The sequence below is a fragment of the Sporosalibacterium faouarense genome (assembly GCF_016765695.1).
Lineage (GTDB): Bacteria > Bacillota > Clostridia > Tissierellales > VENL01 > Sporosalibacterium > Sporosalibacterium faouarense.
Map to the genome: position 1 here is coordinate 84,537 of NZ_JAETGO010000034.1, position 17,670 is coordinate 102,206.

At 35.4% G+C, this 17,670-nt stretch carries 15 protein-coding genes; all 15 read left to right on the forward strand.

Annotated features, from left to right (window positions below):
• Window positions 1–78: 78 nt before the first annotated feature.
• The 15 genes from JMO20_RS05175 to JMO20_RS05250 all read left to right on the forward strand — a co-directional run bounded on the left by JMO20_RS05175 (window position 79) and on the right by JMO20_RS05250 (window position 17,663).
• Window positions 79–861, forward strand: a complete 783-nt coding sequence (locus tag JMO20_RS05175; protein WP_202708472.1) for a ParA family protein — start codon at window positions 79–81, stop codon at window positions 859–861.
• Entirely contained in the window at window positions 854–1,876 is a 1,023-nt protein-coding gene (locus JMO20_RS05180) for a ParB N-terminal domain-containing protein (protein ID WP_202708473.1), read from the forward strand. The genes JMO20_RS05175 and JMO20_RS05180 overlap by 8 nt, the downstream gene beginning before the upstream one ends.
• Complete coding sequence (locus JMO20_RS05190) at window positions 1,869–8,975, forward strand: DUF6908 domain-containing protein (RefSeq protein WP_243414634.1); 7,107 nt, start codon at window positions 1,869–1,871, stop codon at window positions 8,973–8,975. The genes JMO20_RS05180 and JMO20_RS05190 overlap by 8 nt, the downstream gene beginning before the upstream one ends.
• 94 nt (window positions 8,976–9,069) lie before the next feature.
• The gene (locus JMO20_RS05195; protein WP_207753441.1) at window positions 9,070–9,267 is read left to right on the forward strand and encodes a hypothetical protein; all 198 of its coding nucleotides are present in this window, start codon (window positions 9,070–9,072) and stop codon (window positions 9,265–9,267) included.
• Window position 9,268: 1 nt separating this feature from the next.
• Complete coding sequence (locus tag JMO20_RS05200; protein WP_202708477.1) at window positions 9,269–9,976, forward strand: JAB domain-containing protein; 708 nt, start codon at window positions 9,269–9,271, stop codon at window positions 9,974–9,976.
• Window positions 9,977–9,988: 12 nt separating this feature from the next.
• Window positions 9,989–10,246, forward strand: coding sequence for a hypothetical protein (locus JMO20_RS05205; RefSeq protein ID WP_202708478.1), 258 nt, complete (start codon window positions 9,989–9,991; stop codon window positions 10,244–10,246).
• A gap of 3 nt (window positions 10,247–10,249) precedes the next feature.
• Window positions 10,250–11,212: a DUF3991 and toprim domain-containing protein gene (locus JMO20_RS05210; RefSeq protein WP_202708479.1), complete on the forward strand. Its 963-nt coding sequence runs from the start codon at window positions 10,250–10,252 to the stop codon at window positions 11,210–11,212.
• Window positions 11,213–11,225: 13 nt separating this feature from the next.
• Window positions 11,226–11,639 carry a DUF6075 family protein gene (locus JMO20_RS05215; RefSeq protein WP_202708480.1) on the forward strand — a complete coding sequence of 138 codons (414 nt, stop codon included), beginning with the start codon at window positions 11,226–11,228 and terminating at the stop codon, window positions 11,637–11,639.
• A gap of 107 nt (window positions 11,640–11,746) precedes the next feature.
• A complete protein-coding gene (locus JMO20_RS05220) occupies window positions 11,747–13,204 on the forward strand; it encodes a DUF5677 domain-containing protein (RefSeq protein WP_202708481.1) in 1,458 nt (485 codons plus the stop codon).
• A complete protein-coding gene (locus tag JMO20_RS05225) occupies window positions 13,194–14,270 on the forward strand; it encodes a hypothetical protein (protein ID WP_202708482.1) in 1,077 nt (358 codons plus the stop codon). The genes JMO20_RS05220 and JMO20_RS05225 overlap by 11 nt, the downstream gene beginning before the upstream one ends.
• Before the next feature lie 259 nt (window positions 14,271–14,529).
• Window positions 14,530–15,381, forward strand: a complete 852-nt coding sequence (locus tag JMO20_RS05230; protein WP_202708483.1) for a hypothetical protein — start codon at window positions 14,530–14,532, stop codon at window positions 15,379–15,381.
• A gap of 182 nt (window positions 15,382–15,563) precedes the next feature.
• Entirely contained in the window at window positions 15,564–15,872 is a 309-nt protein-coding gene (locus tag JMO20_RS05235; RefSeq protein ID WP_202708484.1) for a plasmid mobilization protein, read from the forward strand.
• A gap of 6 nt (window positions 15,873–15,878) precedes the next feature.
• The gene (locus JMO20_RS05240; protein WP_202708485.1) at window positions 15,879–16,235 is read left to right on the forward strand and encodes a hypothetical protein; all 357 of its coding nucleotides are present in this window, start codon (window positions 15,879–15,881) and stop codon (window positions 16,233–16,235) included.
• 5 nt (window positions 16,236–16,240) lie between these two features.
• The gene (locus JMO20_RS05245) at window positions 16,241–17,197 is read left to right on the forward strand and encodes a relaxase/mobilization nuclease domain-containing protein (RefSeq protein WP_202708486.1); all 957 of its coding nucleotides are present in this window, start codon (window positions 16,241–16,243) and stop codon (window positions 17,195–17,197) included.
• 16 nt (window positions 17,198–17,213) lie between these two features.
• Window positions 17,214–17,663 carry a hypothetical protein gene (locus tag JMO20_RS05250; protein WP_202708487.1) on the forward strand — a complete coding sequence of 150 codons (450 nt, stop codon included), beginning with the start codon at window positions 17,214–17,216 and terminating at the stop codon, window positions 17,661–17,663.
• Window positions 17,664–17,670 lie beyond the last annotated feature (7 nt).

The following is a 17,670-nucleotide window of genomic DNA, read 5'->3' on the forward strand; positions in this document are numbered from 1 at the left end:
GATGAAACCTTGTTTAAATTAATTATAAAATGTATTATCACATTATAAAGTGAATATTAGAAAGGAGCAAAAAAAATCATGAGTAAAATTATAGCCGTAGCATCCCAAAAAGGTGGGGTAGCAAAAAGCACAACTTGTAGGAATTTAGCAACGATTTTAGCAAAGGAGGGTTACAAGGTACTCGCAATTGATACGGACAATCAAGCTTCAATGACTGACTGCTTTGGTATTGAGAAACCTGAAACACTTGATACGACACTGTATCATTTGATGATGGCTGTTATGAATGAAGATGATTTTCCACCAAAAGAGAACTACATACTAAACATGGATGGCGTGGATGTCATCCCCAGCAGTATTGAAATGTCAGCCATTGAGATGAACTTGGTCAGTACCATGAGCAGAGAATACGTTCTAAAAACAATCATAGAACAGCTTAGAGCAGATTATGATTACATCATTGTAGATTCAGCTCCATCCTTAGGCTTAATGACATTAAATGTATTAGCTGCTTGTGACAGTGTATTGATTCCAGCAACACCGGAGTACTTATCGGTAAAAGGACTGGAACTATTGCTTCATACTATTATGAAGATAAAGCGCCGAATTAATCCAAGTATTACTTTTGAAGGCATTCTGCTAACGATGTTTGATGAGCGAACCAATCTATCCAAAAATATGATTGAAATGGTAGATGAATCTTATGGTGAGCATATCAAAGTGTTTGATATTAGAATCCCCAAATCTGTAAAAGTTGGAGAAGCCAATCTTCAAAGTAAATGTATCGTGGATTATATGCCAACGAATAAAGCGGCTATTGCTTATCAGGAACTGACAAAGGAGTTGATTAACAATGGATAAAGCAAAAATGAAAAAAGTGGAAACATTTGCCTCAATCTTTGGGGAGGATCATAGTGATGCGCCATCTGAAAAAACAGATGGCACCACGTCATTAAAGCTTGATGATCTCATTCCTTTTAGAAATCATCCATTCAAGCTTTATGAAGGGGAACGATTCAATGACATGGTTGAGAGTATTAAAAACTATGGCGTGATTGTTCCTATCGTTGTAAGAAAAGTAGATGATAAATTTGAAATTTTATCTGGCCACAACAGAGTTAATGCAGCTAAAGAAGCCGGGTTAACTGAGATTCCAACGGTAATAAAGGAAGGGCTCACAGAAGAAGAAGCGACACTAATTGTCACTGAAACAAATTTAATGCAACGTTCCTTTTCAGAACTGGCTCACTCAGAAAGAGCCACAGTTCTTGCTACTAGACACAGTGTAATGAAAAGCCAAGGTGTCAGAACAGATTTACTAAGTGAGATTGAGAAGTTGTCTAAAGCGCCTAATGCAATGGAAGATTTAACTTCATGCCCAGTGGGCACGAAGTTAGATACAAAAAAAGAGATTGGTGAAAAATATGATTTGTCCTCTCGCTCAGTAGCCCGCTATTTGCGTATCAACGAATTAAATGCTCCATTAAAAGACTTAGTTGATGAAGGCAAAATTGCCATGCGAGCTGGTGTAGACCTTTCTTATCTATCACAGGAAAATCAAGAAATGGTGGAAGCCATTATTTCTGAGAACACCTTTAAAGTAGATATGAAAAAGGCAGCTCTTTTGAGAAAGCATGAGAGAGAGGGTAATCTTAATTGGAATATAGCCCAAAAGATTATCAGTGGTGATATGCTTAAAAGCACAGGTAAAGTGAAACCGTTTAAGCTTCAACCCACAATCATTTCAAAGTACTTTAATCCAAATGAGGATAAGAAGGCTATTGAAAAAACAATTGAAAAAGCTCTGGATTTTTACTTTAGCCAGGTGAAAAACCAATCACATGACTTAGAGGAGGGGGAGGAGATGATTGAGTAGACTGACAGAAATCAAGGAAATTTATGACTACATCTTGAAAGAAATCATGCAAGATGAGCAGGCGTGGAAAGAATTTCTAACATTTCACGCAAGGATATATAAGCATAGCTTTAATAATGCCGTGCTTATATATGCTCAAAGACCTGAAGCTACATTAGTTGCAGATATGGAAATTTGGAATCGTCGCATTGGCAGATGGATTAACAGGGGCGCTAAGAGTATCGCAGTCTTTGATGATCAAAGTGCTTATTTAAAACTGAAATATCTATTTGACATTGAAGACACTCATGGTCAACCACATACCATTCCTAAAGTATGGCAATTAAATGAAGCATTAGAATCACAATTATTAGAAAGCTTTAGAGCTAATACGTTGTCAGAATGGATTGCAAGGCGGACCCATGAATCAGTCATAGCTTATGCCTCTGATATTCAGCAAGGACTTGAAAAAGAACTGTCTAAGACCAAATTATCGGGACTTCCCCTTGAAGGTGTTAGAAAGCAGTTTATGCAGTCTCTCATTGATAGTGTGGAGTACATGACAGCCATCCGCTCAGGTATTGAAGAACCTAAATTAAGTAATTTAAATGCATTTAGTACAGTAACAGATTTTGAGACAAAAGCATTAACCTTAAGATTAGGCTATATGACAAGCATCATCTCAGAGCAAATTTTACGAGAAATTGAAAGAGAAATTAAAAGCATAAAAAAAGAAAAAAGGAGTGTGAATGTCAATGAAACCCATGGAACTCAGTTACCAAGAAGTACAAGGGATTTATCATCCTCAGATTCAAATATCGAAGGAGGAAAGCTACGACAAGAAGCCACTAGGGAAGTACGGACAGATGGCAATGAATTACCTGAAAGAGGAACACATCAATCGGTACAATTATCTAGTGACCGAAGGGACGCTGCTTCTACTGATGCATCAAGTGAACGAGGAAGCATGGGAGAGGATGGAGAAACTAGAGGAGCAGATGCTACAGAAAGAACCATTACAAGATCCAACCAACACCTATCAGACTTATCGTCACAGGGAGATGATTCGAACGAGAGCGGAGGAGATCGTTCTTCAAGAAATCATCTTCAAGGAGAGATAGCAAAAGATTTAGAGCTGCCGGAGCGTAGCTCTTTTTTAATGGAACTAACAGATGATGAGCTTATTGAAAAGGTACTGCTAAGAGGTTCTGGATTTCAAGGTGGGAAACAACGGATTGTTGATTTCTTTTCAGAAGAACATACTGCAAAAGAAAGAGCAGACTTTCTAAAAAATGAATATGGTACTGGTGGTGGTTCTGTTACATTCACTGATGACCTAAGCGGTTTTGAAAATCACGACAGTAAAGGGATTACCATTGATTTATATAAATCTGATAAAGAAATTCATTTGTCTTGGGCTAAAGTTGTTTCCGGTATTGATGCCTTAATTGATAACGGTAAATACTTTGAACCTCGGTATAAAAATGATAAGCCACCAACAAGAAAGGCAGTGTATCAACCAACATTATTTGACATCAATTATGCTGAAAATGACATTACACATGAGAACTATAAAAAGTTAATGAAGATAGCCCCTGGTATCTTAAGCGGACGTTATCGCTATATGAAACTGAAAGCACCTGGCTTTATGGATCTTGTCATTGAAAAGCTCTATGAGAATCGAATCTCTCTATCCCATTATTACGAGCAAAATGGAGACCTGATGAGTGATCCGGATATGGAACTCATTGTGGATCAGAATCATAAAACATTAACAGCAGCCACTTTTCAACAGGATAACATGGCAATCTATCATGAAGCGTATCAGGGTGATGAATTAGTTAATCCTGATTTAGAAGATGAGTTAAATGATTTTCTGAAAGATTGGTTATCGAATATTGCTAGGCAAGGTCACATTGTTTATAAGGCTTATTATTCAGAGGATGTAGACGTGGCAAACGTAGAAGCAACCTTTGATGATAAAGGTCATGAAATCATTATTGAAGCACCTTCAGAAACAGATGATTTATTGGACCTAGAAGATGAGGATCTCCATGAATACCCCTTAGAAGTTGGCATGGAAGTGGATATTGAGGGAAGGAAATTTCAAATCGAATTCATTGACTATGATAACAATGCGGTATCTCTTATGGATTTAAGCTTTGCAGGGCAAACTGGTTATCCAATTTTCAGAAAAGAAAGTGTTGATTTTGTTTTAGATTATCTGCCCGATGAGAAACCACTGACGGAAGAAGAAAAGTGGGGTATTGTATCCATAGGTCCAGTTGAAGATGAAAAGCAAAAACAGGAACAATCTACAAAAATCAATTATCAATTTTCACCTGAAGATGAAATTGGTATTGGTGGGTTAAAAACAAAATTTAGAGCTAATATTGAAGCGATTAAAACGTTAAAAGTCATTGAAACAGAAAACCGTATGGCCACTGACAAAGAACAGTCCATCTTAGCCAAATACGTTGGTTGGGGTGGTATGCCACAAGCTTTTGATGTGGGGGCAAGTGGTTGGAGCAATGAATACGGTGAACTAAAAAAACTATTGTCACAAGAAGAATATGATAGTGCAAAAGCGTCAACGCCTAATGCCCACTATACATCCTCTGTTGTCATTCAAAGTATTTATCAGGCACTAGATCAGTTTGGTTTTAAAAAAGGGAACATCTTGGAACCTTCCATGGGCGTTGGTAATTTCTTTTCCCACCTTCCTGATTCTATGAACAAGTCAAAGCTTTTTGGGGTTGAACTGGATGATATATCCGGACGTATTGCAAGGCAGCTCTATCAGAAAGCGCAGATTCAAGTCAAAGGCTATGAAGAAACACAATTTGAAGATAACTTTTTTGATGTATCCATTGGCAATGTACCTTTTGGGAATTACAAAGTATATGACAGACTTTATGATAAGCATAACTTTATGATCCATGATTATTTCTTTGCAAAAACACTAGATAAAGTGCGTCCTGGTGGCATCATTGCCTTTGTTACCAGTAAGGGAACCATGGATAAAAAAGATCAAGCTGTCAGGAAGTATATTTCTGAAAGAGCTGAATTAATTGGTGCTATACGATTACCTAATACAGCATTTAAGGAAAATGCCAATACCGATGTAACAGCAGATATCCTTTTTCTAAAAAAGAGAGAACGTAGGTCGGTGGAAATACCAACGTGGTTATCGGTTGCAGATAATGAAAATGGGGTCCCCGTCAATCAATACTTTATTGACCATCCCCATATGATGCTTGGTGAGATGGTATTTGATGAAAGGATGTTTGGTAGAGACAGTCGCTATACGACGTGTGTAAATACAGAAAATAACTTTAATCTAGGGGAAGCTCTATCAGAAGCTGTGTCTCATCTTCAAGCTGAAATTGGTTACTACGAGCAGGCAAAAAAAGAGGACAGCAATGACATACCTGCTGATCCTAAGTACAAGAACTACTGTTATGCCTTTATTGATGAGAAACTTTATTACCGTGAAAACTCTATTATGAGACGAATGGATTATACCGGTAAAACCCTTGAGCGGATTCAAGGCATGATGGCGATTCGGGATATAACTAGAGAAATCATTACACTTCAAACGGAAGGCTGCACGAAAGAATCACTTGAAAAGGCTCAAGACCAGTTAAACCAAATCTATGATGCTTTTGTTAAAGATTATGGATATATTACTTCAAGACCCAATGCCAGCGCCTTCCGTGATGACAATGACTATCCACTTTTATGTTCTTTAGAAGTGGAGGATGAGGATCATCATGTAACAAAGGCAGATATGTTCACAAAACAGACCATTAAGCCTTATGAATCCATAACCGATGTAGATTCTGCTTTTGAAGCATTAACAGCATCCTTAAATGAAAAAGGCATGGTGGACATTCCATTTATGGCTGAGCTTTATGATGAAGAACCAAAAGTCATCATTAAAGAGCTTAAACAGGATATCTACTTAAACCCTGAAAAGTATGATGAAAATGATGCTTTGAGAGGTTGGGAAACTGCTGATGAATATCTCTCAGGTGATGTAAGGCAAAAGCTTAAATTTGCCAAAGTCTTTGCGGACATGAATTCGAAACTCTTTTCAAAAAATGTTACTGCCCTAGAAAAAGTACAACCCATTGATCTTGAGGCCAGTGATATTGATGTAAGGTTAGGAACCACATGGATTGAACCAGCAGATTATGAGCAGTTTATCTATGAGACCTTGAAAACACCGAGATATTATCATAATACTGGTGGCAGAAACGAAATCAAAGTGCATTATAACAATTACAATGCAAGCTTTGGTGTTGAGAACAAAGGCTTAGATGGGTATTCAGTTTCAGCCAAAGAAACCTATGGTACATCTAGAATTAATGCTTACTACATCATTGAAGACAGCTTGAATCTTAGAAATTCTACGGTTAAGGATCGTGTTGAAGATGGAGATACCGTCAAATATGTCATCAACAAAAAAGAGACCATGCTGGCGAGAGAAAAACAATCGCTGCTAAAACAAGCCTTTAAAGAATGGCTATTTAAAGATCCAGAGAGACGTAAAAAGTATGTGGATTATTACAATCAGCATTATAACAATATTCGCCTGAGAGAATATGATGGCAGTCATTTAAAATTGCCAGGGATGAATCCAGACATTAAATTAAGAGAACACCAAACAGCTGCCATTGCAAGGATTATCTATGGTGGCAGTACACTTCTAGCACATTCCGTAGGTGCAGGAAAGACTTTCGAAATGGTTGCCAGCTGTATGGAGCAAAAGCGACTGGGACTGATTAATAAAGCAGTTCTTGTTGTACCAAATCATTTAACACAGCATATCGGCAGTGAATTCTTAAGGCTTTATCCATCGGCTAATATTCTAGTCACTACAAAAAAGGACTTTAAAAAATCTAATCGAAGACGTTTCGTCAGTCGTATTGCTACAGGAGCTTATGATGCTGTTATTATGGGACACTCGCAATTCGAGAAAATCCCTGTATCGAAAGAGCGTCAGGAAGAAATGATCTATCGGCAGATTAATGATATCTCAGCTGCTATTGCTGATGCAAAAAAGAGTAATGGCGAAAATTGGAGTATCAAGCAGATGGAAAAACTCAAGCTTTCATTAACAGCTGAAATCAAACGACTTCACGACAGCCCCAAAGATGATGTGATTAACTTTGAAGAACTTGGAATAGATTGTGTTTATGTAGATGAAGCTCATTATTTTAAGAACTGTGCTGTATTTTCAAAGATAAGAAATGGTGCGGGAATCTCCAATACACGTAGTAAAAAATCCATGGATATGCTCATGAAAACCCAGTATATCCAAGAAATCAATCAAGGACGTGGCGTCATCTTTGCGACTGGTACACCCATCAGTAATAGCATGACTGAAATGTATGTTATGCAAAGGTATATTCAAAATAAGGAGCTTGAAGCAAGAGGTATCCATCACTTTGATGCATGGGCAGCTCAGTTTGGAGAAGTGGTTTCAAGTCTAGAATTGGCTCCTGAAGGTACGGGCTATCGCTATAAAAGCAGATTTGCTAAGTTCTCTAATTTACCGGAGCTCATGACGATTTTTAAAAATATGGCAGATGTAAAAACAGCGGATATGCTTAAATTACCTGTGCCTAAATTAAAGGGAGACAAACATAAGTTGATTTCAGCTGAGTCCAGTGATTTTACAAAAGAGATCATGGAAAGCTTTGTTGAAAGGGCAAGTGATATTCGAAATGGTATGGTTGATCCAAGGATTGACAACATGCTAAAGATAACCAATGAAGCAAGACTTCTAGGACTTGATCCAAGATTACTTTATGATGAAGCACCAAATGAAGCAGATAGCAAAGTCAATCAGTGTATTGATAAGGTCTTTGAAGAATATAAGGAGAGTGATTTTTTTAAAGGAACACAAATCATATTTTGTGATGTAGGAACGCCTAATACAGATGGGCGTTTTTCTGTTTATCCTTATATCAAGGAAGAATTGATAAAGAGAGGTATTCCAGAAAAAGAAGTCTGTTTCATACATGATGCCAGTAGTGAAGCGCAAAGAGAAGCTCTATTTGCTGATATGCGTAGTGGTAACAAACGCATTATTCTTGGTTCAACTGCCAAGATGGGCACAGGAACCAATATACAGGACCGCTTAATTGCTCTTCATCATTTAGACTGCCCGTGGCGCCCAAGTGACCTGGAACAGCGGGAAGGAAGAATCTTAAGACAAGGCAATCAAAATGAAGCTGTAAACATCTATAAATATGTGACAAAATCAACTTTTGACAGCTATTTGTGGCAAATTGTTGAGAACAAACAGCGCTTCATCAGCCAAATTATGACCAGCAAATCTGTTGCAAGAAATGCTGAGGATATTGATGAAACAGTACTATCTTTTGCAGAAGTCAAAGCCCTAGCAACAGGTAATCCTTTGATTAAAGAAAAGATGGATATTGATAATGAAGTCAGTCGTTTAAGTCTTTTAAAGTCTGAATACAACAGCAGGAGGTATGCCATGGAGGATAATTTCACCTACAAATACCCTAAGTTGATTCAGCAGGCAAAACAGCGACTTGAAGGATTGATTAAAGACATCAGTCGACGAGACATGAATAAGACAGAAGAATTTCAAATTAATATTGATGGCAAATTCTTTGATGAAAGGGAAAAAGCAGGGACCTATCTTCAAGTGCTATTATCAAGACTCGAACCGGATAAAGAGGCTCATGTGGGTACATTTAATGGATTTGATCTTTTAATCCTAAAGAACAATTTCTTTGGTCAACACAAGATGATCCTTCATGCAGAGCAAAAATACGAAGTTGAATTTGGAGATAGTCCCCACGGTAATATGGTTAGGCTTGAAAATCTTTTGGAAGGGCTTGAAAAGCGGATTGAAAAGACGGAAAGTCAGATTGATGAGTATGAAAGAAATATGGCACAGTCCAAGGAAGAATGGGAAAAACCATTTATGTATAAGGAAGCATTTGCGCAGAAGCTAAAGCGACAATTCGAGCTTAATGCTGAACTGGATATGGATAAAGGAGATGATGGTCTGGCGGTGAGTGAAGATGATTTTAATGAAGATACGATAGTTGAAGATGATGAAGAAATGACAGTTTAGCAGGGGTTATCCTCTGCTTTTTAAATGAAAGGAGTGGAATTTAGTGACTAGACAAATGATTCAAAATCTCAAACAAGAAAACGTCATAGAACTTATGTGTGAGGTGCTGGAGCTATCGGGAAGCTCAGAAAAGAAAGTGGTAAAAGCAGTAGAAAAATTAGGCGTTCAGGCATTCTTTACAAGCATTGATGCTTTGGATGTTGAAGAAGTTGAAAAAGACAGAATTAAGGCGCTTAAAGAAGTAATTGAAGCTAAGGCAAAATCATTAGAAGCATTGGAAGGGGGACAGTGATATGGCAACTAAAGCAAAATACTCAGATAGCTTTTTTCAAAGCTTAAATAAACTGACCGGTATTCCAATGAGTAAATTAAAAAGTTATGCAAAAGAAAATAATCCCTTTAATATCTTAGAACATCCTGGTGTTGTTGAACCTAATGATAGACAGCTTGAAAAGCTTAATAAACTCAATGAATTTATTGCCTCTTATAATGTGCTAAAACTGGAACAGGAAAACGATAAAATCACCTTTAAATCTCCTAATGATTCGGGGAAATACTTCGCCTCACTACTTGGTGGTGTGAAAGATAAGGAAAGGTTCTTAGTTGCCTTTTTAGACAACAGCAATAGCATTATTGAGCTTAGAACAGTGTCGCAAGGCACTACCAATATGGCAGTTGTATACCCAAGAGATATCCTTAAAATGGCTCTTGCAAATGATTGTAGTAGCATCATTCTTTCCCATAATCATCCCGGGGGTAGTTTAAAAGCTTCTCGTGAAGATGTTGCTTTAACACAACGAATTGTTGATATCTTTAGACCCTTAGACATTAAAGTTTTAGACCATATTATTGTGGGTGGCTATAGCTTTAGTTCTATGGCAGAAAATGGCGTATTACCAAACGATAGAATGGATGTTGCAAATTATGAACCTATTAAATTATCAGCAGCTGAAGAAGAGCAGGTTGAATATATTTCAGTGGATGAAGAGATGGAATTGTAGGAGGGATAATCGATGAATAATAGAACAGAACAAATTCGAGAGAATAATGCTGAAACCATTACATGGATTCTTGGTGCAACAGGCGAAACAAAGGAAAAGATTAAAAGCTATATTTTAGATCATGGCATTAAAGCACTTTTGCTACATCATAAGTCTTTGGAGCTTACCACTGAAGAACATGAGAAAATTGTTGTATTAAAACGAGTGATTAAAACCTTTGACGGAGATATCGAAACAATAAACTTTGGTGATATGGATGAGGGGTGTTAGGCTTTGAAGCGATTTACAGAAGCTGAAATTAATGAAGCGAACAGCATCAATCTCATTGCATATGCTGAACAAATAGGACTTAATCTCAAAAAGGTGGGTAATTCCTATAAAGTCAAAGATTACGGAGGTCTTTACATCAATTCAACTGGTGCTAAATGGAATTGGTTTTCTAAAGATGCAGGCGGTGGTCCTATTCAATTTGTTATGGAAATGGAAGGTAAGAACTGGGTAGATGCAGTTTATACACTTCTTGGTACAGAAAAAAGTGATTTTACCCCAAGACCTAAACTAATTGATGATGCAAAAGGACCATTTGTATTGCCAGATAAAAATGATACCTATAAGCATGTCATTGCCTATCTCATACAATCAAGAGGTATTGATAAAGAAGTTGTTTACGATTTTATCAGTCAAGACAAGCTATTTGAAAATACTCATAGGAGCTGTGTCTTTGTAGGTTATGATGAAAAGCATGAAGCCAAATACGCCAGTGTACGTAGTACCAATACAAGGGGAAATTCCTATCGGGGAGATGTAAAAAACTCCGATAAGGCATTTCCCTTTTCTTATGAGGGAAGTAGCACAACGGTATGTGTCTTTGAATCACCCATTGATCTGATGAGCTATTTAACTTTACTCCAGTATCATGGAATTGAATCATTTGAACATCATATGATTTCACTTGGAGGTGTAGCTGATCGAGCATTAGATTATTATTTAAAACTTCATCCAGAGATTAATAGAATTATGCTCTGCCTCGACAATGACGAAGCAGGGCATTTTGCTTGCCAGCAATTTAATGAGAAATATCATGAGAACTATAAGCTGTTAAGGCATAGTCCAATAGGTAAGGATTTTAATGAAGATTTACTTTCAATTCGAAATAGTCATCAATCAGATCAGGTTAATGAGCCATCAGTAGTTTATAACTTAGATAGGGATATGGAAGAAGAAATGGAGCTATGAAAGGAGGCAGGCTATGTATTTTCTAAATAAGGATCATGCTCATAATTTTCAAAATGTGATATTACATGACAAAACACATCCAGGAGATACAGAGAGAATGGCGCTTTTCTATATTTTAGGGGGCAATGAAGATCTGTTTATGAAATGCAAACACATCTATGATTTCAAAAATCATGAAATCAATCCTGAAGTCTTAACCAGTGTTGAGATTGACCTATGCTCCAGCAGCAAAGCCTTAGTGAGATTATCCTATAATCTTTTTAATGGCTATGAAGATGAGTATACAACGCCAAGAGATCTATTTTATAACTTGGATCGAAAGAACTTTCTCATTGCAAAAGGTGGTATGGAAATGCGCTTTGGAATATATATTGAAAAACAAGTAGCAGAGAAAATGGATGAAAAAATGGAGATTGAGTTTCTTTAAACATAAAGCAAATTGATAAATATGATAAAATTTACTTTCTGAAGCTATGCTCTTAGCTTATAATGTTAATATGATAACAATTTGAGATATTAAAAGGATGTGATTATTTGAGTGAAAATAAATTATCCGAACATATTTTTAAAAAAGGAAAGTTTATAACACCTTGGAACAGTCTGCTTGGTGATGTAACTAAAAACCAATCATGGTGTTTAAATAGGTTCCCAGAGTATTTATGGTTATCACTTATTCTATATAAGTACGGTAGGAAAAAAGGGTTAGAAAAATCATATTTTGTTCTAAAAAAGTTACATGAAATTAGTGGAGAATTAAAAGCTCCTGCTTTTTCATTAGTTTTAGGTCTAAATGAAGCAAAGCAAAACGAGCTGTTTTCTTATGTTGTAGAAATTATGGACTCGAATGTATTTACGCCTTTAACTCTTTTATACACTTATAGTGAAAATAGAGTTTTTTCTAAATATTTCACTGATATGACGATGCACCCGAGTAAGCGGCAAGAAATCCTTACAAAAGTGTTGGAAAAGGGATACATGCATCAATCTGAATTTGCAACAGATATAAGATTTTTAGTTCTGTTTTTCACTCTCTTAACAGGTACTTATGGTCTTCCAAAACAAGAATTAGACTTAATTTTAGAGTATCCTAAACTTGAGCATTCGGATGAGAAGATGAGAATTATAAGACCTTCTATTAGGAGTATGGAAATGATGGTCCTAAATTTGGAAATCTTAGATGTTACATTTTTAGAAAATTTTTGGGGGAGGATTAGTAAGATGAGTGATTGTAAATTGTTTTTTATGAAATGGCCTGAGAATAATGAAGATGCGAATAGATACGTGGAGTTACTCTATGAAGTATTTCAATACTACACGAATTGTTTTATAGCGGTAAACCCTCTAGATAAAAAAACATTAGTGTTATTAGGTTTAGGTACATACTCATATAAGAGGATTATAGAAATATATGAACACAATTTATATAATTCTATTGCCGCAAGAAGCTCGATTCGAACAGTGATTGAAAATTATATCATGATGAAATATTTGATTAAAGCTGAAGAAAGTCAAGATGATATTTGGGAAAAATATCAAATGTATGGCATTGGGTTATATAAAGTGGTAGTGGCTAGATTTAGAGATGCAGAGAAGGAACTTCCAGATAGTCATGTAGATTATAAATATCTTGAGATGTTAGTAAATGAAATGATTGATGAGAGATATTTGGACATGGATACATCGTACTTTGATAAACAGAATATTAGAGACAAAGCTATTTCAGTAGGGCAGAAAGAATTGTTTGGTCTTTATTATGACTATGATTCGTCTTTTGAACATGGATTATGGGGAGCAATTAGAGAAAGCTCGTTGTTAAAATGCGATTCACCAGCGCATCAATATCATTGTGTACCTGATTATGAGAACAAACAGAATTTGAAGAGTGTGTGGCCAGATTGTATATCAACTATGAATAGTACGATCAAATTATTAAATGAGTTTTTCGCTTTACCCGAGTCGTTATTTAATGAGGTGATGAAATTTGATAAATGATTTTTTGCTTACTAAGATTAAGGAACTTCAAAATGAATACGTAGATTTTTTAAGAAATGCCTTAAATAATTTTGAAAAAGAAGATTTTTATCCGACTCTGGATGAAATTAATCTGTTTTGGTACTCTAATAGAGAAATTGTTAAACTCATTCTAAATAATATATCTAATGAGCATGAGTGCTATACATTCACAGGCGCATCATTTCTAGATATAGAAGATAATGAGCATTTTCCGTTTGTAGCATTTGGTGAAATACATATAGTTGATGACCCTCTACATAAATTCATTGAAACATCTCAAAACATTAAAGATGCAGATTATAAAGCTAGACTAAAGGAACAAATAGTAAATGCAATAAGAGATAATATCCGAATAATTGAAGAATATTCAGATGCTATTTTAATATTTCCTGTAACATTATTAACTGACATTGGTTCTGATATAATTATGAATGCAACAGAACAAGCATTTCTTAGCATGTTTAAAGACGTGACAATGACTAAAGAAAGGTATTTAACTGAATTTAATAATATTGAAGATGTTATCAATTCTCTCGACGAAAATGCCTTAAATAAAATTATTTTTGATGAATATGATGATTTGACAATTAAACTCGACAAACGGTTTAGAGATTTTCTGACTGAAACAAATCCTTTTGGTAATCAATTAAATGAAGCTGTTATATTTTTTTCGATAATCAGTGGCTTTTTTGCTCAAGCTTTTAACATTTTACTTACTTGTGCTCAGTATAATATGATTCCGTATATTAGATACAATGTGACTTATAGGTATACTGTTTTATTAGGAGGTAATTTAACAGGAAATGAAGGTATGGATAGAATTTTGTTCAAGATGTCATGCGCACACTTGCTCTATAGAAACTTTGATAAGGGACTTATTGTAAATATTAATTTTGATGACTATCTAAAACGTATTCGTAGTGATGGTTTCAATGATGTTGTTTTTAACAGAATACAGGAGCGAGGATTTGACATTAAAAAGTTCAATGCAAAAGAAATTTCAGAAATAATTAAAAACGAATTAAATAGGGTACTAAATGATTGAATTAATTCGATGTGAGTACTTTATTATCAATACCCCAAAGACCGAATAAGAAAGCTCTGCTTTTATGAGGGCAAGCTTCCACAATGTATGACATTGTGCTTGATGGGAGTTTCCCATACCCTTTAATACTTGGGACTTTGTCCCAAACCCTAAATAACATATGATGTAATCTGAAAAGAATGAAAATAGTGGAGTGATTTAAATAAAATGTATATTGTATAACATATATTTTAATTAATGGGAGATGAAAGGATCCAGTATGAAAATATTTATTGACACATATTCAAAACTTGATATGGAAAGATCTTTATTTGAGTATTTTGAAATTGGTAAAGAAGAATTATTAGATTTATTCTACGAAGCAGATAGAGAATCTAATAAAGATTCTTTTACTGACGATCAAATATTTAATGATGTAATCAATAGTTTTATAGAAACAAGAATTAATTATGATGAACTAACCCACATGTTATTTTTTCATCTTAGCAGAAGGTTAAATGATACTTATCAAGATAGTCCGGGCTTAAATCTATATGAACTTTTGACAAAACCTACTACAATGAGCTTATTCTTAAAAGATCACGGGATCGTTTTTGAGCCTGAAGGAACTAAGTTGAATTTACTGTTTAATGGTAGACTAATACCACTTGATGATAATTATAAACATGAGAGCAGTTATCTACGTTGGCGCCTAGGTCATACTAGAAGAATTGACTTCTGCTTTAATGGTTTTATGTTAAAAGATCAAATATATAAAAATCACTATGCTCGCGACTTAGCTGCTGTACCTGAGTTTATAAATGTATTAGCAAATTATCTAGGAGATAAAAATATTGGAAATGATTACATAAAGAATAGCGAGTATTTTTGTTTCGAATATTGCGTACCAATTGAAAAGGTTATTTTTGATTCAGATGATTACACTGCAATAAACAACAAACCATTGTATGTAATAAATAGAGTTTTAAATAGGTTGCACGACTATTATGCGTATGAAGAAAGGTATGTTTTTGATCATGATAATCCCATATTACGATTGAGAGATGATGATATCATGGAACATGAGTATTTTGTTACAAAGGAGAAAATCAGCCATTCAATGTTAAAATAAGAGTGGATAATTAGTGATTCGAAGATGGTGGTTCAATTTGAAAGACTATTACTATAAATTCAGATGTGATATTAGTTACTGGTGATATTGAGATTAGAATAAGTAAAACTTTATGAAATCGAAACTCAAGGGATTTAATAATACTTTGAGTTTTTTATTAGTTTTGAAGAGAGGCGATGATTTTGAATAAGACTAGACGAATCAACTTACGAGTTACAGAAAAAGAATATCAAAAGATTGTAGGTAAAGCTAAAAAAGCAAATCTTAGTATTAGCAGATATGTCTCCCTGTCCGCACTGGACAAGGAGATTATTTTTTTTGACGACATTAAAAGAATGAATCATGAGCTATCCAAAATCGGTAACAATTTAAACCAGTTAACCGTATTAGCCCATCAAGGAAAAATGAAGGAAATCAATCTAACGAAAACCAGAGAAGCATTTACCGGTTTATGGGATGAGTTATGCAAATTAGTAAAAGGAAAGAGGTAATGACAAATGAAATATCATATTTATCGGTTTGGACATGGTTGCAAATGGATGGATGAACTTAAGGAAGCTGCTGATTATTTCAATCAATTACCGACAGATGGAAAGTATACCACTGTAGGTATTACTGACGGTTCTTATGCAGTGGATGTTGTAATTAAGGGACAATATGCTGAAGGACAAGATTTTTTAATATCTCAAGACATCAGGCAATCAAAACTTTTTGAAGAAAATCCTGAAAAAATGATTGGCGCATTATCGAATCTATATGAAGCTGTAGGTGTTAAAGCAGAAATTAGTCAGAAGATGCTTGAGGATTTAAAGGATTTAGCCAATGAACTAGATCATGAGTTAGATGAGATGTAGAGCTTATGGCTGTTATTGAATTTATTAACGGGAAAAATAATACCCTTTCAGCGCTCAAAAGAGTTCTTAAATATATTATCAATCCGGCTAAAACAGAAGAGAATCTTAAAGGTGGTCATAACTGTGACGTTAATACGGCTTATAACGACTTCTTTATGATAAAAGAACTCAACAGTAAAACAAAAGGAAGGCAATATATCCACTTTACTCAGAGCTTTGCACCATATGATAAGGTGACTCCTGAAATCGTTAAACAGATTGCTGATGAACTGGTTCAGATCGAAGCCTTTAAAGGTTTTCAGATTGCCTATGCAGTGCATATTGATAAGGAGCATCTTCATACACATTTTATCGTGAATACTGTTAATGAAGAAACTGGACTTAAGTGGAAACAAAGTGCTGAAGAGCTTCAAATGATGAAAGATTATTCCGATGAGATTTGTAGAAAATACGGATTAATTATTACTCAGGGCAAATCAGGCAGCCATGTCAATCGGGGCGAATACCGTTCTAAAGAAAAAGGACATAGCTGGAAGTATGAACTTTATTTAGCTGTGAAAAAAGTAAAATGGATTGCCAGAAGCAAAGAGGAGTTTATAGCCAATATGAATGCATTAGGCTATCAAGTGAATTGGAGTGATACTAGAAAATATATTACTTTTACAAATGGGGAAGGCAAAAAATGCAGAAACAGAAAGCTATATCCTCCAGAGCATTTTACGAAGGAAGCGCTGTTAAAAGCTTTTGAATTAAACAGCCAGAGGATGGATGCTAAGCTTTCTCGAAATAAAATGGAAATGCTTTTATCGGCAGTACAACTTGTCAAAATGGATGATCCATTAGATACCGGTAAGAACTATCCATTATCAACACTGGAAGGGGAAGCACTCAAAGAAAAAATTGAAGAATCAAAGAAAGGAAAAGGTCTTAACTGGGACAAAGAAAGTGAAAATAGTATGTAGAAAGGTGGACGATTGAATGACAAAATTAATGGAACTCTACAATCAACTCAGACCATTGCAGGCAGATGGATTAAAAGATGGCTATCGTAAAATTTTAGAACATGATGGACATGTTCTAGCTATGGGCAAAATGCAGGAAGGCTTTGAATTTGTGACTTGGCGATATACCTATGATGGTAACTCCGTTACATTGGGGCATTATTTTACAAGTCTTGAAGCTGCAAAAGAAGATTTTGCTAAACGAGCAGGACTTATTAATGCCAATCGGATGTTTGGCGAAACAGATTTAAAGTTAATCCATTCAAGCCTAGTGAATTATGTGGGACTTAATGGTAACTTGAATTATAAGGACGAAAAAGCCATCGGTTCGATTCTTGAAAAAATCGAATTGATTGTCCCGGAGATTCTACGCCATGAGAAGCTTGAAGACCTCGAAATGGTTGCTGATGACGGGATAGAACTGTGAGGTGATG